This is a genomic window from Pseudomonas sp. LBUM1672, from assembly GCF_059695655.1.
Map to the genome: position 1 here is coordinate 613,078 of NZ_CP166781.1, position 15,102 is coordinate 628,179.

General features: G+C 59.6%; 14 protein-coding genes. 9 read left to right on the forward strand and 5 right to left on the reverse strand.

Features of this window, described 5'->3' with window-relative positions; translation table 11 throughout:
• Position 1 precedes the first annotated feature (1 nt).
• Positions 2 to 1,237, reverse strand: a complete 1,236-nt coding sequence (pncB, locus tag ACA053_RS02730; protein WP_109627719.1) for a nicotinate phosphoribosyltransferase — start codon at positions 1,235 to 1,237, stop codon at positions 2 to 4.
• Between the two features lie 132 nt (positions 1,238 to 1,369).
• Positions 1,370 to 2,281, reverse strand: coding sequence for a LysR family transcriptional regulator (locus tag ACA053_RS02735; RefSeq protein WP_497315255.1), 912 nt, complete (start codon positions 2,279 to 2,281; stop codon positions 1,370 to 1,372).
• 175 nt (positions 2,282 to 2,456) lie between these two features.
• Between ACA053_RS02735 and amaB the strand changes: the two genes are divergently transcribed.
• From amaB to ACA053_RS02780, 9 genes are all read left to right on the forward strand, one after another.
• Positions 2,457 to 3,947, forward strand: coding sequence for an L-piperidine-6-carboxylate dehydrogenase (amaB, locus tag ACA053_RS02740; RefSeq protein WP_461956999.1), 1,491 nt, complete (start codon positions 2,457 to 2,459; stop codon positions 3,945 to 3,947).
• Positions 3,948 to 4,063: 116 nt separating this feature from the next.
• Positions 4,064 to 5,347, forward strand: coding sequence for an L-pipecolate oxidase (gene amaA / locus ACA053_RS02745; RefSeq protein ID WP_497394488.1), 1,284 nt, complete (start codon positions 4,064 to 4,066; stop codon positions 5,345 to 5,347).
• Positions 5,348 to 5,712: 365 nt separating this feature from the next.
• Positions 5,713 to 6,846: an ABC transporter substrate-binding protein gene (locus tag ACA053_RS02750; protein ID WP_438659795.1), complete on the forward strand. Its 1,134-nt coding sequence runs from the start codon at positions 5,713 to 5,715 to the stop codon at positions 6,844 to 6,846.
• 171 nt (positions 6,847 to 7,017) lie between these two features.
• Positions 7,018 to 7,932 carry an ABC transporter permease subunit gene (locus ACA053_RS02755; protein WP_010464150.1) on the forward strand — a complete coding sequence of 305 codons (915 nt, stop codon included), beginning with the start codon at positions 7,018 to 7,020 and terminating at the stop codon, positions 7,930 to 7,932.
• Between the two features lie 3 nt (positions 7,933 to 7,935).
• Positions 7,936 to 9,219 (forward strand): high-affinity branched-chain amino acid ABC transporter permease LivM, encoded by a 1,284-nt coding sequence (gene livM, locus ACA053_RS02760; protein WP_109627726.1) that lies wholly within the window; start codon positions 7,936 to 7,938, stop codon positions 9,217 to 9,219.
• Positions 9,216 to 10,091: an ABC transporter ATP-binding protein gene (locus ACA053_RS02765; RefSeq protein WP_497315260.1), complete on the forward strand. Its 876-nt coding sequence runs from the start codon at positions 9,216 to 9,218 to the stop codon at positions 10,089 to 10,091. The genes livM and ACA053_RS02765 overlap by 4 nt, the downstream gene beginning before the upstream one ends.
• Entirely contained in the window at positions 10,088 to 10,804 is a 717-nt protein-coding gene (locus tag ACA053_RS02770; RefSeq protein WP_497315262.1) for an ABC transporter ATP-binding protein, read from the forward strand. The genes ACA053_RS02765 and ACA053_RS02770 overlap by 4 nt, the downstream gene beginning before the upstream one ends.
• 328 nt (positions 10,805 to 11,132) lie before the next feature.
• Entirely contained in the window at positions 11,133 to 11,534 is a 402-nt protein-coding gene (locus ACA053_RS02775; RefSeq protein ID WP_497394489.1) for a hypothetical protein, read from the forward strand.
• 110 nt (positions 11,535 to 11,644) lie between these two features.
• Entirely contained in the window at positions 11,645 to 12,412 is a 768-nt protein-coding gene (locus ACA053_RS02780; protein WP_109627729.1) for an SDR family oxidoreductase, read from the forward strand.
• Positions 12,413 to 12,564: 152 nt separating this feature from the next.
• Here ACA053_RS02780 and ACA053_RS02785 read toward each other — a convergent pair whose 3' ends face one another.
• The 3 genes from ACA053_RS02785 to ureG form a co-directional block, all read right to left on the reverse strand.
• Complete coding sequence (locus tag ACA053_RS02785; RefSeq protein ID WP_497394490.1) at positions 12,565 to 13,692, reverse strand: AGE family epimerase/isomerase; 1,128 nt, start codon at positions 13,690 to 13,692, stop codon at positions 12,565 to 12,567.
• 193 nt (positions 13,693 to 13,885) lie between these two features.
• Entirely contained in the window at positions 13,886 to 14,458 is a 573-nt protein-coding gene (locus ACA053_RS02790) for a HupE/UreJ family protein (protein ID WP_497394491.1), read from the reverse strand.
• Positions 14,459 to 14,487: 29 nt separating this feature from the next.
• Positions 14,488 to 15,102 carry an urease accessory protein UreG gene (gene ureG / locus ACA053_RS02795; RefSeq protein WP_109627732.1) on the reverse strand — a complete coding sequence of 205 codons (615 nt, stop codon included), beginning with the start codon at positions 15,100 to 15,102 and terminating at the stop codon, positions 14,488 to 14,490.

Genomic DNA, 15,102 nt, shown 5'->3' on the forward strand with positions numbered 1-15,102 from the left:
TTCACTCCTTGCTAGTGGTGCCAGATGGACTGGAAAGGGCGGCAGGTACTTTGAAAACATGTCGCAAATAGGCGACGAAATTCGGGTCTTTGCAGTGAGTCTTGCCAGGCTCATCGGAAATCTTTGCCACGGGCTGGCCGTTGCAGGCTGCCATTTTAAGCACGATGCTCATCGGTTCGACACCCGGAATATCGCACGTCAGGTTGGTGCCGATCCCGAAACTGACATTGATCCGACCGCGTAACGCCCGGAATATTTCCAGGGATTTTGGCAACGTCAGGCTGTCGGAGAACGTCAGGGTCTTGCTCATCGGGTCGATGCCCAGCTTTTGATAGTGGGCGATCGCCTTTTCTGCCCAGATCACCGGATCCCCGGAGTCATGGCGCAGGCCGTCGAAGAGCTTGGCAAAGAACAGGTCGAAGTCGTTGAGGAAGGCATCCATGGTGATGCAGTCGGTGAGAGCGATCCCCAGCAGGCCCCGGTATTCGCGCACCCAGCAATCGAGTGCGGCAATCTGGCTGTCAATCAGCCGTGGACCGAGTTGCTGGTGCGCCATGATCCATTCGTGGGCCATGGTGCCCAAAGGCTTCATGTCCAATTCCCGTGACAGATGCACGTTGCTTGTGCCGACGAAACGCCCGGGGAAATCGTGCTTGAGCACGTTCACCACTTCTTCCTGCACGCGGAACGAGAAGCGACGGCGTGTGCCGAAATCGGCTACCTGCAATTCGGACAGTTCGTCGCTGCTGGCGTTGGCGGTCAACCAGTCGAATTTGCGGTAGAGCTGCTCGCGAGCCTGTTCCAGAACGATTTCGCGGTAGCGATAGCGGTTGCGCACTTCGCTGACGATGGACAGCAGCGGCACTTCAAACAGGATCACATGCAACCACGGCCCGCGCAGGCGGATGAACAGTTCGCCGTTTTCAATGCCGGTGTGGACGTAGCGCAGGTTGAAGCGGAAAAGCCCGAGAAAGCGCAGGAAATCCGGCTTCATGAAGCTGATGCGTTCCATGAAGCTCAACTGGTCGGCACTCAGACTCAACTCCGCCAGACGTTCGATCTGGAAGCGGATCTCTGCCAGATACGGGCGCAAATCCTCGCTGTTACGGCAACGAAACTCCCATTCGACTTCCACGTTCGGGTAGTTGTGCAGCACCGCCTGCATCATCGTCAGTTTGTAGAAATCGGTGTCGAGCAGGTTCTGCACGATGCGATCGCCAAACACGCTCTCGCTCATAACGGGGTTCTCCAGGCTTGACGCGGCCCGTGGTCGCGACGTTTCAGCTGTTCAATGAATGGGCTAGTGGCGCATATCAGCAGTAAGGATTGCCAGCAATTTTTTTATCGCCGCATAACCTTGTGCGGAGCTTCAAAGGGGGGACGTGTCAGGGCTATCAATCTGCTCCAGCATCCACTTCACAAAATCCCGCACCTTGGGCACTTCCGCCGAATGCTCGGGGTACGCCAGGTAATAGGCATCGGTGCTGGGCATCGCGTGCTGCCAGGGTATGACCAGTTTGCCGTCGGCCAATTCCTCTTCCACCAGAAAACGCGGGAGCAGTGCCACGCCGCAGCCGACCTGGGCGGCGCGGATGCACATGTAAAAGGTTTCGAAGCGCGGGCCGTGGTAGCTGTGTTCGGTGTGGTAGCCCTGGCTGTCGAACCAGTCGTGCCAGGCCTGGGGCCGCGAGGCGTTTTGTAGCAGGACGAGGTCGGTGAGCTGTGTCGGATCGGTGAATGGTGTGTCCGGCTGGCTGCCCGGTGCGCACACAGGAACAAGCTCCTCGCCAAACAGCTTCAGGCATTCGGTGCCGGGACGGGAGCCTTGGCCGAAATAGAACGCCAGGTCGCTGCGACCTTGCAGCAGGTCGTCGGCTTCCTGTTCGCTGCACAGGTCCAGATGGATCGAGGGATGGCGCAGGCGCCAGCCTTTCAAGCGTGGCACAAGCCAGCGCGCGCCGAAGGTCGGCGGCGTCGAGACGCGCAGGACTTCGGTTTCGCCGCCGTAGGAACGCAGGTAATGGGTCGACATCTCGACCTGCGTGAGGATTTTTCGTACTTCCACCAGGTACAAATCACCAGCCGGGGTCATTTGCAGGCGTCGGCGCACCCGGCGGAACAGCAGGTGCTGCAGCAACTCTTCAAGTTGCGCGACCTGTTTGCTGACGGCGCTCTGGGTCAGGTTCAGCTCTTCGGCGGCCCGGGTGAAGCTCAAATGTCGGGTGACGGCCTCGAAACACTGGAGGGCAGTGATCGACGGCAAGTAGCGTTTATTCAGCATGGACGGTCCTTTTTCTTGTTTCTTTTACTGCCAGCAATTCAAAGCATGAATAAACGGAATGATATCTCTCTTAAAGGTCGTTTGTTGGGTAACCTCCGGGGAGCTAAAACTACAGGTCTGATCAGCCGTGAATATCCGGCTGCACGTTTTCTGTTTTTTGCTTGAGGAGTGACCCATGGTTGCCGCATTGCTTGATCGTCTTGGTGTGAACCCGGCCCTGTACCAGAACGGCAAAGTGCCGGTGCATTCGCCGATCGATGGCAGCCAGATTGCCGCCGTGAACTGGGAAGGTGCCGCTGAAGTCGAGCAGCACATCAGTCGTGCAGATCATGCGTTCGAATTGTGGCGCAAGGTCCCGGCCCCGCGCCGTGGCGAACTGGTGCGTCAACTGGGCGACATCCTGCGTGAATACAAAGCGGATCTCGGTGAGCTGGTCTCCTGGGAAGCCGGCAAGATCACTCAGGAAGGCCTGGGTGAAGTTCAGGAAATGATCGACATCTGCGACTTCGCCGTCGGCCTGTCCCGTCAGTTGTACGGCTTGACCATCGCTTCCGAGCGTCCTGGCCACCATATGCGCGAAACCTGGCACCCGCTGGGCATCGTCGGCGTCATCAGCGCCTTCAACTTCCCGGTCGCGGTCTGGGCCTGGAACACTACGCTGGCGCTGGTTTGCGGTAACCCGGTGATCTGGAAACCTTCGGAAAAAACCCCGCTGACCGCACTGGCCTGCCAGGCGCTGTTCGACCGCGTACTGAAGAATTTCAGCGACGCACCTCCACACCTGAGCCAAGTGATTATCGGCGGCCGCGATGCCGGCGAAGCCTTGGTCGATGACCCGCGTGTAGCGCTGATCAGCGCCACCGGCAGCACCCGCATGGGCCGTGAAGTGGCGCCGAAAATCGCCGCACGTTTCGCCCGCAGCATTCTGGAACTGGGCGGCAACAACGCCATGATCCTCGCCCCGAGCGCCGACCTGGACATGGCCGTTCGCGCCATCCTGTTCAGCGCCGTCGGCACCGCCGGTCAGCGTTGCACCACGTTGCGTCGCTTGATTGCCCATGAGTCGGTGAAGGAAGAAATCGTCACCCGCCTCAAGGCTGCCTACTCCAAGGTTCGCATCGGCAATCCGCTTGAGGGCAACCTGATCGGTCCGCTGATCGACAAGCACAGTTTCGAAAACATGCAGGACGCGTTGGAACAGGCCTTGAGCGAAGGCGGCCGGGTGTTCGGCGGCAAACGTCAGCTGGAAGACAAATTCCCTAACGCTTATTACGTCTCGCCGGCCATCGTTGAAATGCCGGAGCAGAGCGATGTGGTCTGCAACGAAACCTTCGCGCCGATCCTGTATGTGGTTGGTTACAAGGACTTCGACGAAGCGCTGCGCCTGAACAACTCGGTGCCACAAGGCCTGTCCTCGTGCATCTTCACCACCGACGTGCGTGAAGCCGAGCAGTTCATGTCAGCGGTTGGCAGCGACTGCGGCATCGCCAACGTCAACATCGGCCCGAGCGGCGCGGAAATCGGTGGCGCGTTTGGTGGCGAGAAAGAAACCGGCGGTGGCCGTGAGTCGGGCTCCGATGCATGGCGCGGATACATGCGTCGCCAGACAAACACCGTGAACTATTCGCTGGAGTTGCCGTTGGCTCAGGGCATCACGTTCGACTGATAGGCCCCTTCGCGGGCAAGCCTCGCTCCTACAGGATCACTCAACACCTGTAGGAGCGAGGCTTGCCCGCGAAGCTTTTGCTTTGTTGTTTGTTAGGTTTCTGTTGGAGTCTGGCAATGCCGTTACGCGAAGAGTGTCTGTGGGAAAAACTGACGCCGCAAAGGCCTGACAACGCGGCGCTCAAGGGCGAAGTGAAGGTCGATGTCTGCGTCATCGGCGCCGGTTTCACCGGTCTGTCGGCGGCCGTGCATCTGCTGGAAAAAGGCAAAACGGTGTGCGTGCTCGAAGCCCATCGCGCTGGTCACGGCGGTTCGGGGCGCAACGTCGGGCTGGTCAATGCCGGGATGTGGATTCCACCGGACGAGATCGAAGCCGGGTTTGGCGAAGTGGTTGGCAGTCAGCTCAATCGCATGCTGGGTGCCGCGCCGTCCCTGGTGTTCAGCCTGGTCGACAAATACAACATCGATTGCCAGTTACGCCGCGAAGGCACGCTGCACATGGCGCACAACGCCCGTGGCGAAGCCGATCTGCGCAGTCGTGAAGCACAATGGAAACGTCGCGGTGCGCCGGTCGAACTGCTGACCGGACAAGCCTGCGAACAAGCGACGGGCACCAAAAAAATCGCCGCCGCGTTGCTCGACAAGCGTGCCGGCACGATCAATCCGATGGCCTACACCACGGGGCTGGCCAAAGCGGCCATCAGCCTCGGCGGTCAGTTGTTCGATCATTCGCCGGTTACCCGACTCGAACGGCAGGGCCAACGCTGGTCGGTACAAACCGCTCAGGGTTCGGTGCTCGCCGAGCAAGTGGTCATCGCGTCCAACGCCTACACCGAAGGCGACTGGACGGAGCTGCGGCGCAATTTCTTCCCCGGCTATTACTATCAAGTGGCTTCGGTTCCTCTGACCGAAGACTTCGCGCAGCAAATCCTGCCCGGTGGCCAGGGTTCCTGGGATACACGCCAGGTACTGAGCAGTATTCGTCGCGATAAGGACGGTCGCCTGTTGCTCGGCAGCCTCGGCAATGGAAATCAGAAACCGACCTGGTTCCTCAAGGCATGGGCCGATCGGGTGCAGCAGCACTATTTCCCTTACCTCAAACCTGTGGAATGGGAATGCACCTGGACCGGTTGCATTGCGTTTACCCCCGATCACTTGATGCGTTTATTCGAGCCAGCGCCCGGTTTAGTGGCAGTCACCGGGTATAACGGCCGGGGCGTAACGACGGGAACGGTGGTAGGCAAAGCTTTTGCCGATTATCTGTGTAACGGAAATCCTCAGGCGCTACCGATTCCCTTCGCTCCCATGCAGCCACTGGCGGGGGTGGGTTTGCGCAGCTGTCTGTACGAGGCCGGTTTCTCGCTGTATCACGCAGGCCAGTGCTTGCGGATCGTTATTTGATTGTTGAAATTTGTTGCTGGAAGCGGCGCTTTTTCGCGCAGCGACTAGCCTGTAAAAGGTGCGGGTTGTAGCAGTACCGCACCAGCAGTGTGCACTTCGGTGACGCACGTTGTTACAGGCTGGTTGCACGTCGTTTGGCGCCGCGGTTGCAATGATGGCGCGTGCGGGTTGCGCCTTTATAAATAAATGGTTTCACCTTCCGCGGTTTAGACGGTTGCACGCCCAATGAAAATGGGATCGAAACAGTCGAAATAACAATAAAGCAGCGACTTTTCTCAGAATAAAAAACCGATGGCACGGCCCTTGCTCTGAGCATTTAGAGAAGTCGCAGTGCCAACTAAAAAAAAACCTTGGAGCACCACCTCATGTCCCAGACGTTTTACAAGAAAGGCTTTCTGGCCCTCGCAGTGGCAACTGCGTTGGGTGTTTCTGCGTTTGCACAGGCTGATGTGAAAATCGGTGTGGCGGGTCCGATGACAGGTGCCAACGCGGCATTTGGCGAGCAGTACATGAAGGGTGCACAGGCTGCAGCCGACGCGGTCAACGCGGCGGGCGGCGTCAACGGGGAAAAAATCGTACTGGTGAAGGGCGATGACGCCTGCGAACCGAAACAGGCTGTGACGGTCGCCAAGGACCTGACCAACCAGAAAGTCGCCGGCGTGGTCGGTCACTTCTGCTCCTCGTCGACCATCCCGGCCTCCGAGATCTACGACGAAGCGGGCATCATTGCAATCACCCCTGGTTCCACCAACCCGGCAGTCACCGAACGCGGCCTGAGCGCCATGTTCCGTATGTGCGGGCGTGACGACCAGCAAGGCATCGTGGCCGGTGACTACATCGTCGACGTGCTCAAGGGCAAAAAAGTCGTCGTCCTGCACGACAAGGACACCTACGGTCAGGGTCTGGCGGACGCTACCAAGGCCCAGCTGGAAAAACGCGGCGTGAAGCCTGTGTTGTATGAAGGCCTGACCCGTGGCGAGAAAGACTTCAGCACCATCGTCACCAAAATCCGCGGCGCTGGCGCCGACGTCGTCTACTTCGGCGGTCTGCACCCGGAAGCCGGTCCTCTGGTTCGTCAACTGCGTGAGCAAGGTCTCAAAGACGTCAAGTTCATGTCCGATGACGGCATCGTGACCGACGAACTGGTAACCACCGCTGGCGGCCCGCAATTCGTTGACGGCGTGCTGATGACCTTCGGCGCCGACCCACGCCTGCTGCCAGACAGCAAGACCGTGGTGGACGAGTTCCGCAAAAAAGGCACCGAGCCTGAAGGCTACACCCTGTACGCCTACGCTTCGGTTCAGACCCTGGCTGCAGCTTTCAACGGCGCCAAGTCCAACAGCGGCGAAAAAGCTGCCGAGTGGCTGAAGAAAAACCCGGTCAAAACCGTGATGGGCGAGAAGACCTGGGACGCCAAGGGCGACCTGAAAGTCTCCGACTACGTGGTTTATCAGTGGGACAAGGATGGCAAATACCACCAACTGGAAAAGCAGAAGTGATATGAACTGCTGATTTGCCCGGTGCCCTGTGCGCCGGGCAATCAAACAACATGTCCGTGCAGTACCTGTCTTTTCTCGTAGAGCTGCACACAACCGAGTTGCTTCGGCGGCTGAACCCCGGTCCGTTGCACCCGGCTTCTGTGCAGTCTCTCAAATGCGTGAGATTGCGTTATGGATGGTATTTTCCTGCAGCAACTGGTCAACGGCCTGACCCTCGGGTCGGTCTATGGCCTGATCGCCATCGGCTACACAATGGTCTATGGCATCATCGGCATGATCAACTTCGCCCACGGCGAGGTTTACATGATTTCCGCTTACCTCGCGGCAATCAGTCTGGCTCTGCTGGCATACTTCGGTATTGAATCCTTCCCGCTACTGATGCTCGGCACCTTGATCTTCACCATCGTGGTTACGGCGGTGTATGGCTGGGTCATCGAGCGCGTCGCCTACAAGCCCCTGCGTAACTCCACCCGGTTGGCACCGCTGATCAGTGCCATCGGGATTTCGTTGATCCTGCAGAACTATGCCCAGATCGCCCAAGGTGCCAAACAACAAGGTGTTCCGACCTTGCTGACGGGAGCCTGGCGCGTCGAAATCGGCACCGGTTTCGTGCAGTTGACCTACACCAAGGTCTTCATCCTGATTGCTGCATTCGCCGGTATGGCGCTGCTGACCTACATCATCAAGTACACCAAGCTCGGCCGCATGTGCCGCGCCACCCAGCAAGACCGCAAGATGGCCTCGATCCTGGGGATCAACACCGACCGCGTGATTTCCTACGTGTTCATCATCGGTGCAGCGATGGCGGCCCTGGCCGGCGTGCTGATCACCATGAACTACGGCACGTTCGACTTCTATGCCGGCTTCATCATCGGCATCAAGGCGTTTACTGCGGCGGTACTCGGCGGCATCGGTTCGCTGCCTGGCGCGATGCTCGGCGGGATCATTCTCGGGATTTCCGAGTCGCTGTTCTCCGGTTTGGTCAACTCGGACTACAAAGACGTCTTCAGCTTCTCGCTGCTCGTTCTCGTTCTGGTCTTTCGGCCCCAAGGCCTGCTCGGCCGTCCTCTTGTGTCGAAGGTGTAAGCGATGTCTTCAACCACTAAAAAAACCATTGATCTCAAAAGAAGCCTGGTTGACGCGATTCTTGCCGGCCTTGTCGCCCTGATTGTGTTCGGCCCGATTGTCGGCGTGGTCCTCGACGGCTACGGCTTCAATATGGAAACGACCCGGGTGGCGTGGATTGTCGCCATCGTCATGGCTGGCCGATTTGCCCTGAGCCTGTTCCTGCAAACGCCCAAGGGCCTGAAGATTCTTGAAGGCTTTGAAAGCACCGGCTCCGGGGTTCATGTACTGCCGCCTGATTACAAATCCCGGTTGCGCTGGATCATCCCGCTGGTGATCCTCGTTGCTGTGGTGTTCCCGTTTTTCTCCAACTCTTACCTGCTGGGCGTGGTGATCCTCGGGCTGATCTACGTATTGCTGGGCCTGGGCCTGAATATCGTGGTCGGCCTGGCCGGTCTGCTCGACCTGGGTTATGTGGCGTTCTACGCCATCGGTGCCTACGGCCTGGCGCTGGGTTATCAATACCTCGGGCTGGGTTTCTGGACGGTGCTGCCGCTGGCAGCGATCACCGCGGGCCTGGCCGGTTGCATCCTCGGGTTCCCGGTGTTGCGGCTGCACGGTGATTACCTGGCGATCGTGACCCTCGGTTTCGGTGAAATCATTCGCCTGGTGCTCAACAACTGGCTGTCCCTGACCGGCGGCCCGAATGGCATGGCAGCTCCGTTGCCGACGTTCTTCGGCCTCGAGTTCGGCAAGCGTGCGAAGGAGGGCGGTGTCCCGTTCCATGAGTTCTTCGGCATCGCCTATAACCCGGACGTGAAGTACTACTTCATCTACGCGGTGTTGTTCCTGGTGGTGCTGGCCGTGCTGTACATCAAGCATCGTCTGGTCAAGATGCCGGTCGGCCGCGCCTGGGAAGCCCTGCGTGAAGACGAAATTGCCTGCCGCTCCATGGGCCTGAACCACGTACTGGTCAAGCTCTCGGCGTTCACCATTGGTGCATCGACTGCCGGCCTGGCCGGAGTGTTCTTCGCCACCTATCAAGGCTTCGTCAACCCGACCTCGTTTACCTTCTTTGAATCGGCCCTGATCCTCGCCATCGTGGTACTCGGCGGCATGGGCTCGACCATCGGCGTGGTGATTGCAGCCTTCGTGCTGACGGTTGCCCCGGAACTGCTGCGCGGCTTTGCGGAATATCGCGTGCTGCTGTTCGGCGTGTTGATGGTGTTGATGATGATCTGGCGACCGCGCGGCCTGATTCGGATCAGCCGTACCGGTGTGACCCCGCGTAAAGGAGTAGCGCCATGAGCGAAGTCGTACTCTCGGTCGAGAAGCTGATGATGCACTTCGGCGGCATCAAGGCGTTGAGCGATGTCAGCCTCAAGGTGCATCGCAACTCGATCTTCGCCCTGATCGGCCCCAACGGCGCCGGCAAGACCACCGTGTTCAACTGCCTGACCGGGTTCTACAAGGCCTCCGGCGGCAAGATCGAACTCAATACCCGTGGCGAGCGCACCGATGTCATCCAGCTGTTGGGCGAATCGTTCAAAGCCACGGATTTCGTTTCGCCGAAAAGCTTCATCACCCGGATGCGCTACAAGATGTTCGGTGGCACCCACCTGGTGAACCGTGCCGGGCTGGCGCGTACGTTCCAGAACATTCGCCTGTTCAAGGAAATGTCGGTACTGGAAAACCTGCTGGTGGCCCAGCACATGTGGGTCAACCGCAACATGCTGGCCGGCATCCTCAATACCAAGGGCTACCGCAAAGCCGAAAGCGATGCGCTGGACCACGCCTTCTACTGGCTGGAAGTGGTGGATCTGGTGGACTGCGCCAACCGTCTGGCCGGTGAACTGTCCTACGGCCAACAGCGTCGTCTGGAAATCGCCCGGGCCATGTGCACCCGGCCGCAGATCATCTGCCTCGACGAACCGGCTGCCGGCCTCAACCCTCAGGAAACCGAAGCGCTGAGCGCGATGATCCGGCTGCTGCGCGACGAGCACGATCTGACCGTGGTACTGATCGAACATGACATGGGCATGGTAATGAGCATTTCCGACCACATCGTGGTGCTGGACCACGGCATCGTGATCGCTGAGGGCGGACCTGATGCGATTCGCAACGACCCGAAAGTGATTGCGGCCTACCTGGGCGCTGATGAAGAGGAAGTGGTGCTATGAGCCAACCCATCCTCGAACTCAAGGATCTGGATGTATTTTACGGGCCGATCCAGGCCCTGAAAAAAGTCTCGCTGCATATCGAAGAAGGTGAAACCGTCAGTCTGATCGGCTCCAACGGCGCCGGTAAGTCGACCCTGCTGATGTCGATCTTCGGCCAGCCGCGGGCGGCTGACGGGCAGATCATTTATCAGGGCGTGGACATCACCCACAAGTCGTCGCACTACATCGCGTCCAACGGCATCGCTCAGTCGCCTGAAGGCCGGCGGGTGTTCCCCGACATGACCGTCGAGGAGAACCTGCTGATGGGCACCATCCCGATCGGTGACAAGTACGCTTCCGAGGACATGCAGCGCATGTTCGAGCTGTTTCCGCGGCTCAAGGAACGCCGTAACCAGCGCGCCATGACCATGTCCGGCGGCGAGCAACAGATGCTCGCCATCGCCCGTGCATTGATGAGCCGACCCAAGCTGCTGTTGCTTGATGAGCCGAGCCTGGGGCTGGCGCCGATCGTGGTGAAACAGATCTTCGCGACCCTGCGGGAACTGGCGAGTACCGGCATGACCATTTTCCTGGTCGAGCAAAACGCCAACCACGCGTTGAAACTGTCGGACCGGGCGTACGTGATGGTCAACGGTGAGATCCGCATCACCGGCACCGGCAAGGAGCTGCTGGTCAACGAGGAGGTGCGTAACGCTTATCTCGGCGGGCACTGAAACGCTGCCGGAATATCCACAGCCCCGACGAGCAATCGCCGGGGCTTTTTACATCCTCTATACACCTCAATTCCCATGTGGGAGCGGGCTTCTCGCGAAGGTGGCTTATCAGTCACATTGATGCCAGATGTGCCGCCGCTTTCGCGAGCAAGCCCGCTCCCACAGGTGTCCACGGTGTGCTTTCCGGAAATTGTGGAAAACAATATTCACAAGCTCTCAAAGCGCGACATAAAGCCGCTGCAAATAGTTGTTTTGTCACGGTTTTGACTTGTCCCCGTTTACTGTGGAACTGGCTGTGAATAACGTGGGAGTAGCTGCTTGAGAGCCTTTGAATCCGTGGCTTGCAGCGATGTGGTTGTTTTTTGATCAGGCGTTTTTGCTTGACCCGGAGCAGGCTTTGTCAACCTTTTTGTTGGTGACTAAAGTGGCCCGAAATGTGCTCAGCCTGCCTGTGGATAAGTCTGTGGTTAAACTCTGGAAAGACTCGGCTGAGGGCCGTAGTTACTGGCTTGGCGCCATCGTCGGTTTGATCGGCCCATCGTGCAAAATGCCATGGGCTACACCGCTGGCACCTGAGGGTCAAGCGAAAAACTTTGTAATCTGCCCGCAAAGCCTTGTGGATAGCGGCTCCCAGCTTTTCCACTTGCCCCCGGAAATTGTGGACCTGCCTGTGGATAACGTGCGCGTACATAGCTGCAGGCCACGCCGGGCAAGGCGTTGCCATGATTGATTACTTTTCATACAAAAATACGATGGTTGCCCGTGAGAGCGGGGCCGGGCATGCTGCCAGCTGATTTTCTATTCCAATGGCTGACCGTCAGCCGAAGCAAGGAGAACACGATGTCCAACACCCTGTTTATTACCGGCGCGACTTCCGGTTTTGGTGAAGCCTGTGCCCGTCGTTTTGCCGATGCCGGCTGGAAACTGGTGCTGACTGGGCGTCGTGAAGAGCGTCTCAACGCCCTGTGCGCCGAGTTGTCGAAGCAGACCGAGGTGCATGGCCTTGTGCTCGACGTGCGTGATCGCAAGGCCATGGAGGAGGCGATCGCCAACCTGCCGCCGTCCTTCGCCAAGCTGCGCGGGCTGATCAACAACGCCGGCCTGGCACTGGGCGCTGACCCGGCGCCGAAGTGCGACCTCGACGATTGGGACACCATGGTCGACACCAACATCAAAGGCCTGATGTACGCCACTCGCCTGCTGTTGCCACGCCTGATTGCCCACGGTCGCGGTGCCGGTATCGTCAACCTCGGCTCCGTCGCCGGCAACTATCCGTATCCGGGCAGCCATGTTTATGGTGGGACCAAGGCATTCGTTGGACAGTTCTCGCTGAACCTGCGTTGCGACCTGCAAGGCACTGGTGTGCGCGTCAGCAATATTGAGCCGGGCCTGTGCGAGAGTGAGTTCTCGCTGGTGCGTTTCGCCGGTGACCAAGAGCGCTACAACGCGACCTACGCCGGTGCCGAGCCGATCCAGCCGCAGGACATCGCCGAGACCATTTTCTGGGTGCTCAATGCGCCGGCGCACATCAACATCAACAGCCTGGAGCTGATGCCGGTGAGCCAGACGTGGGCCGGGTTTGCGATTGAGCGTAATAACAAGGCTTAATTGTGGCGAGGGGGCTTGCCCCCGTTGGGCTGCGCCGCAGCCCTAAAACCTATTGGCCGCATGCTTTCCGGCAGATTTTGATGGCTGAATTGCGGCTGCTTCGCAGCCGAACGGGGCGATGCTGCGTTCCGACAAGCCCCCTCGCCACAGAGTCAACCGAGATAATCGACCAGCCCGCGATAGCAAGTCGCCAAGTGATAAGGCGTGGTCGACGGCATGTCCTTGCGGCTGACTTCGCCCTGCTCATCACGACACTCATACCAGCCGCCCACATGCAGAAAGCGCTGTTGCAACGCCTGCAATTGGCGTTGCACGGAGGCTTCGCTGTCCGGTCGCAAAGTCAGCGCACGCAGGTATTCAGCCTGGGCCCAGATGCGTTGGGTGGCATCCTTCGCCGAGCCATTCAGATCGAGCATCGCTGCCACTGCACCCGTTTGCGGATCGACGCCCGATTGTTCGGTCAGCACAAACGCACGCTCCAGCGAAGCATGCAGTTTTGAGCCGCGCAGCAACGACGAAGACTCCAGCAGGAAATACCACTCGAACTGATGACCCGGCTCAAACCAGTTATCCACAGCACCCAGCGGTTTCTCCATTAACACGCTGTGTTGCGGGTCGATAAAACGCTTTTGCATGGCTGTGCATAACTCGACCAGCGCCCGTTGCACGGCGGTGTCTTCGCGCACCGACAGGGTTGCGAGGAACGCTTCCGCCAGATGCATCAAGGGATTTTGCAGGGGGCCGGAGTCGAGCGAGGACCAGTCACGGTCGAGGCAGGCTTCATACAGGCCGTCGCCCGTGGCGAAGCGCTGCGCCAGCACTTCCAGCGTGGCATTGAGCACCGATTCCACCAGCGGATCGCGAACCTTTTCCCAGTAATGGGCGCACGCGAACAGGATGAAGGCATGGGTGTAGAGGTCTTTGCGCTGATCCAGCGGCGCACCTTGCGGGTCGATGCTGTAGAACCAGCCGCCGTGCTCGGCGTCGTGGAAATGCTGTTGCAAGGAACGGAACAGCGCCGCGGCGCGCTCCTCGGCGGCCGGCACCTGGCCGATCAGACTGGAAAACAGATACAGCTGCCGCGCGCACGCCATGGCCCGGTAACGCTGAGGGGGCAGCGGCTGGTGCCCGGCGTCCAGCGCTTCATAAGGCAACGCCATGTCGGCATTCCAGCCGGGGCCTTGCCAGAGCGGCACGATCACGTCCTGGAAATGCTGCTGCACCGAGGCGAACAGGGCGGTCAATTCAGGCTGGGAGGCGGAGCGGGAAACAGGCGGCATTGGCTGGCGTCGTCACGGCAGGGTTGATTGCGCGACATGTTAGCAGGCCTGAGAGAGGCGGTGTCTGTTCGGACGATATCGCGGGCAAGCCCGCTCCCACAAGGATCATCGGTATTCACACGAGCTGTGCTGGCGGCGAATATCCTGTGGGAGCGGGCTTGCCCGCGATGAGGCCGGTTCAAGCCTTAGAGAATCAGCCCGCCAACAACCACACACCAGTCGCCGCCGAAGCCGCCCCCGCCAATCGAACCAACGGCGCCGCCGCTTGCGGCAGCACGCGCACCACCGCATAACCCGCTGCATGCAACGCCGCCGTCGCCGCCACAAAACCTGCGGCATAGGCCCAAGGACTCGACATGTCCGGCAGCTCCAGCCCATGCGCCACCCCATGGAACAGCGCAAACAACGCAGTCGCACCGACCGCCACGCTCAATGGCGGGCGCACCGCCAAGGCAACGGCCAGGCCCAACGCCAGCACCGACGCCGCGATGCCGCTTTCCAGCGCTGGCAGGTTAAGTCCTTCAAAACCCAGCAACCCGCCAATCAGCATGATGCCAACGAACGTGCACGGCAGCGCCCAGCGCGCGGCGCCTTTCTGCTGCGCCGCCCACAAACCCACCGCCACCATCGCCAGCAAGTGATCGAGGCCGCCAATCGGGTGGCTGATGCCGGCGAGCAAACCGTTATCGCCATGGCCTGGGTGAGCGAAGGCGATGGCCGGGGTCAGCAGCAGCGCCATGGCGCCCAGGATGCGTTTCAGTGTCATGGATAAGCTTCCTTGTTGATAAGTCGTCATCAGGCTGCGGTCAGCAGGCCTTGGCGTTCGATGAAGGCGATGATTGCTTCCAGGCCCAAACCGGTTTTTTGGTTGCTGAAGACAAACGGCTTGCCGTTGCGCATGCGTTGAGTGTCGCTGTCCATCATCTCCAGCGACGCGCCCACTAGCGGCGCGAGGTCGACTTTGTTGATCACCAGCAGGTCGGATTTGCAGATCCCCGGCCCACCCTTGCGCGGCAGTTTGTCGCCGGCCGAGACGTCGATCACGTAGATAGTCAGGTCGGACAGTTCCGGGCTGAAGGTCGCCGAGAGGTTATCGCCGCCGGACTCCACCAGAATCAGATCCAGGCCCGGAAAACGGCGGTTCAGTTGATCCACCGCTTCGAGGTTGATCGAGGCGTCTTCGCGGATCGCCGTGTGCGGGCAGCCGCCGGTTTCCACGCCGATGATGCGCTCAGGCGCCAGGGCTTCATTGCGCACCAGGAAATCGGCGTCTTCGCGGGTGTAGATGTCGTTGGTGACGACGGCCAGGTTGTAGCGGTCGCGCAGGGCCAGGCAAAGCGCCAGCGTCAGGGCGGTTTTGCCGGAGCCGACCGGGCCGCCAATGCCGACGCGCAGGGGTTGTGTGTTCAT

Bases quoted from the DNA above. Each gene is read 5' to 3' on its own strand.
- livM (WP_109627726.1), top strand. From the start codon at position 7,936: ATGTCTTCAACCACTAAAAAAACCATTGATCTCAAAAGAAGCCTGGTT.
- ACA053_RS02755 (WP_010464150.1), top strand. From the start codon at position 7,018: ATGGATGGTATTTTCCTGCAGCAACTGGTCAACGGCCTGACCCTCGGG.
- pncB (WP_109627719.1), bottom strand. From the start codon at position 1,237: ATGAGCGAGAGCGTGTTTGGCGATCGCATCGTGCAGAACCTGCTCGAC.
- ACA053_RS02770 (WP_497315262.1), top strand. From the start codon at position 10,088: ATGAGCCAACCCATCCTCGAACTCAAGGATCTGGATGTATTTTACGGG.
- ureG (WP_109627732.1), bottom strand. From the start codon at position 15,102: ATGAACACACAACCCCTGCGCGTCGGCATTGGCGGCCCGGTCGGCTCC.
- ACA053_RS02780 (WP_109627729.1), top strand. From the start codon at position 11,645: ATGTCCAACACCCTGTTTATTACCGGCGCGACTTCCGGTTTTGGTGAA.
- amaB (WP_461956999.1), top strand. From the start codon at position 2,457: ATGGTTGCCGCATTGCTTGATCGTCTTGGTGTGAACCCGGCCCTGTAC.
- amaA (WP_497394488.1), top strand. From the start codon at position 4,064: ATGCCGTTACGCGAAGAGTGTCTGTGGGAAAAACTGACGCCGCAAAGG.
- ACA053_RS02735 (WP_497315255.1), bottom strand. From the start codon at position 2,281: ATGCTGAATAAACGCTACTTGCCGTCGATCACTGCCCTCCAGTGTTTC.
- ACA053_RS02750 (WP_438659795.1), top strand. From the start codon at position 5,713: ATGTCCCAGACGTTTTACAAGAAAGGCTTTCTGGCCCTCGCAGTGGCA.
- ACA053_RS02790 (WP_497394491.1), bottom strand. From the start codon at position 14,458: ATGACACTGAAACGCATCCTGGGCGCCATGGCGCTGCTGCTGACCCCG.
- ACA053_RS02785 (WP_497394490.1), bottom strand. From the start codon at position 13,692: ATGCCGCCTGTTTCCCGCTCCGCCTCCCAGCCTGAATTGACCGCCCTG.
- ACA053_RS02765 (WP_497315260.1), top strand. From the start codon at position 9,216: ATGAGCGAAGTCGTACTCTCGGTCGAGAAGCTGATGATGCACTTCGGC.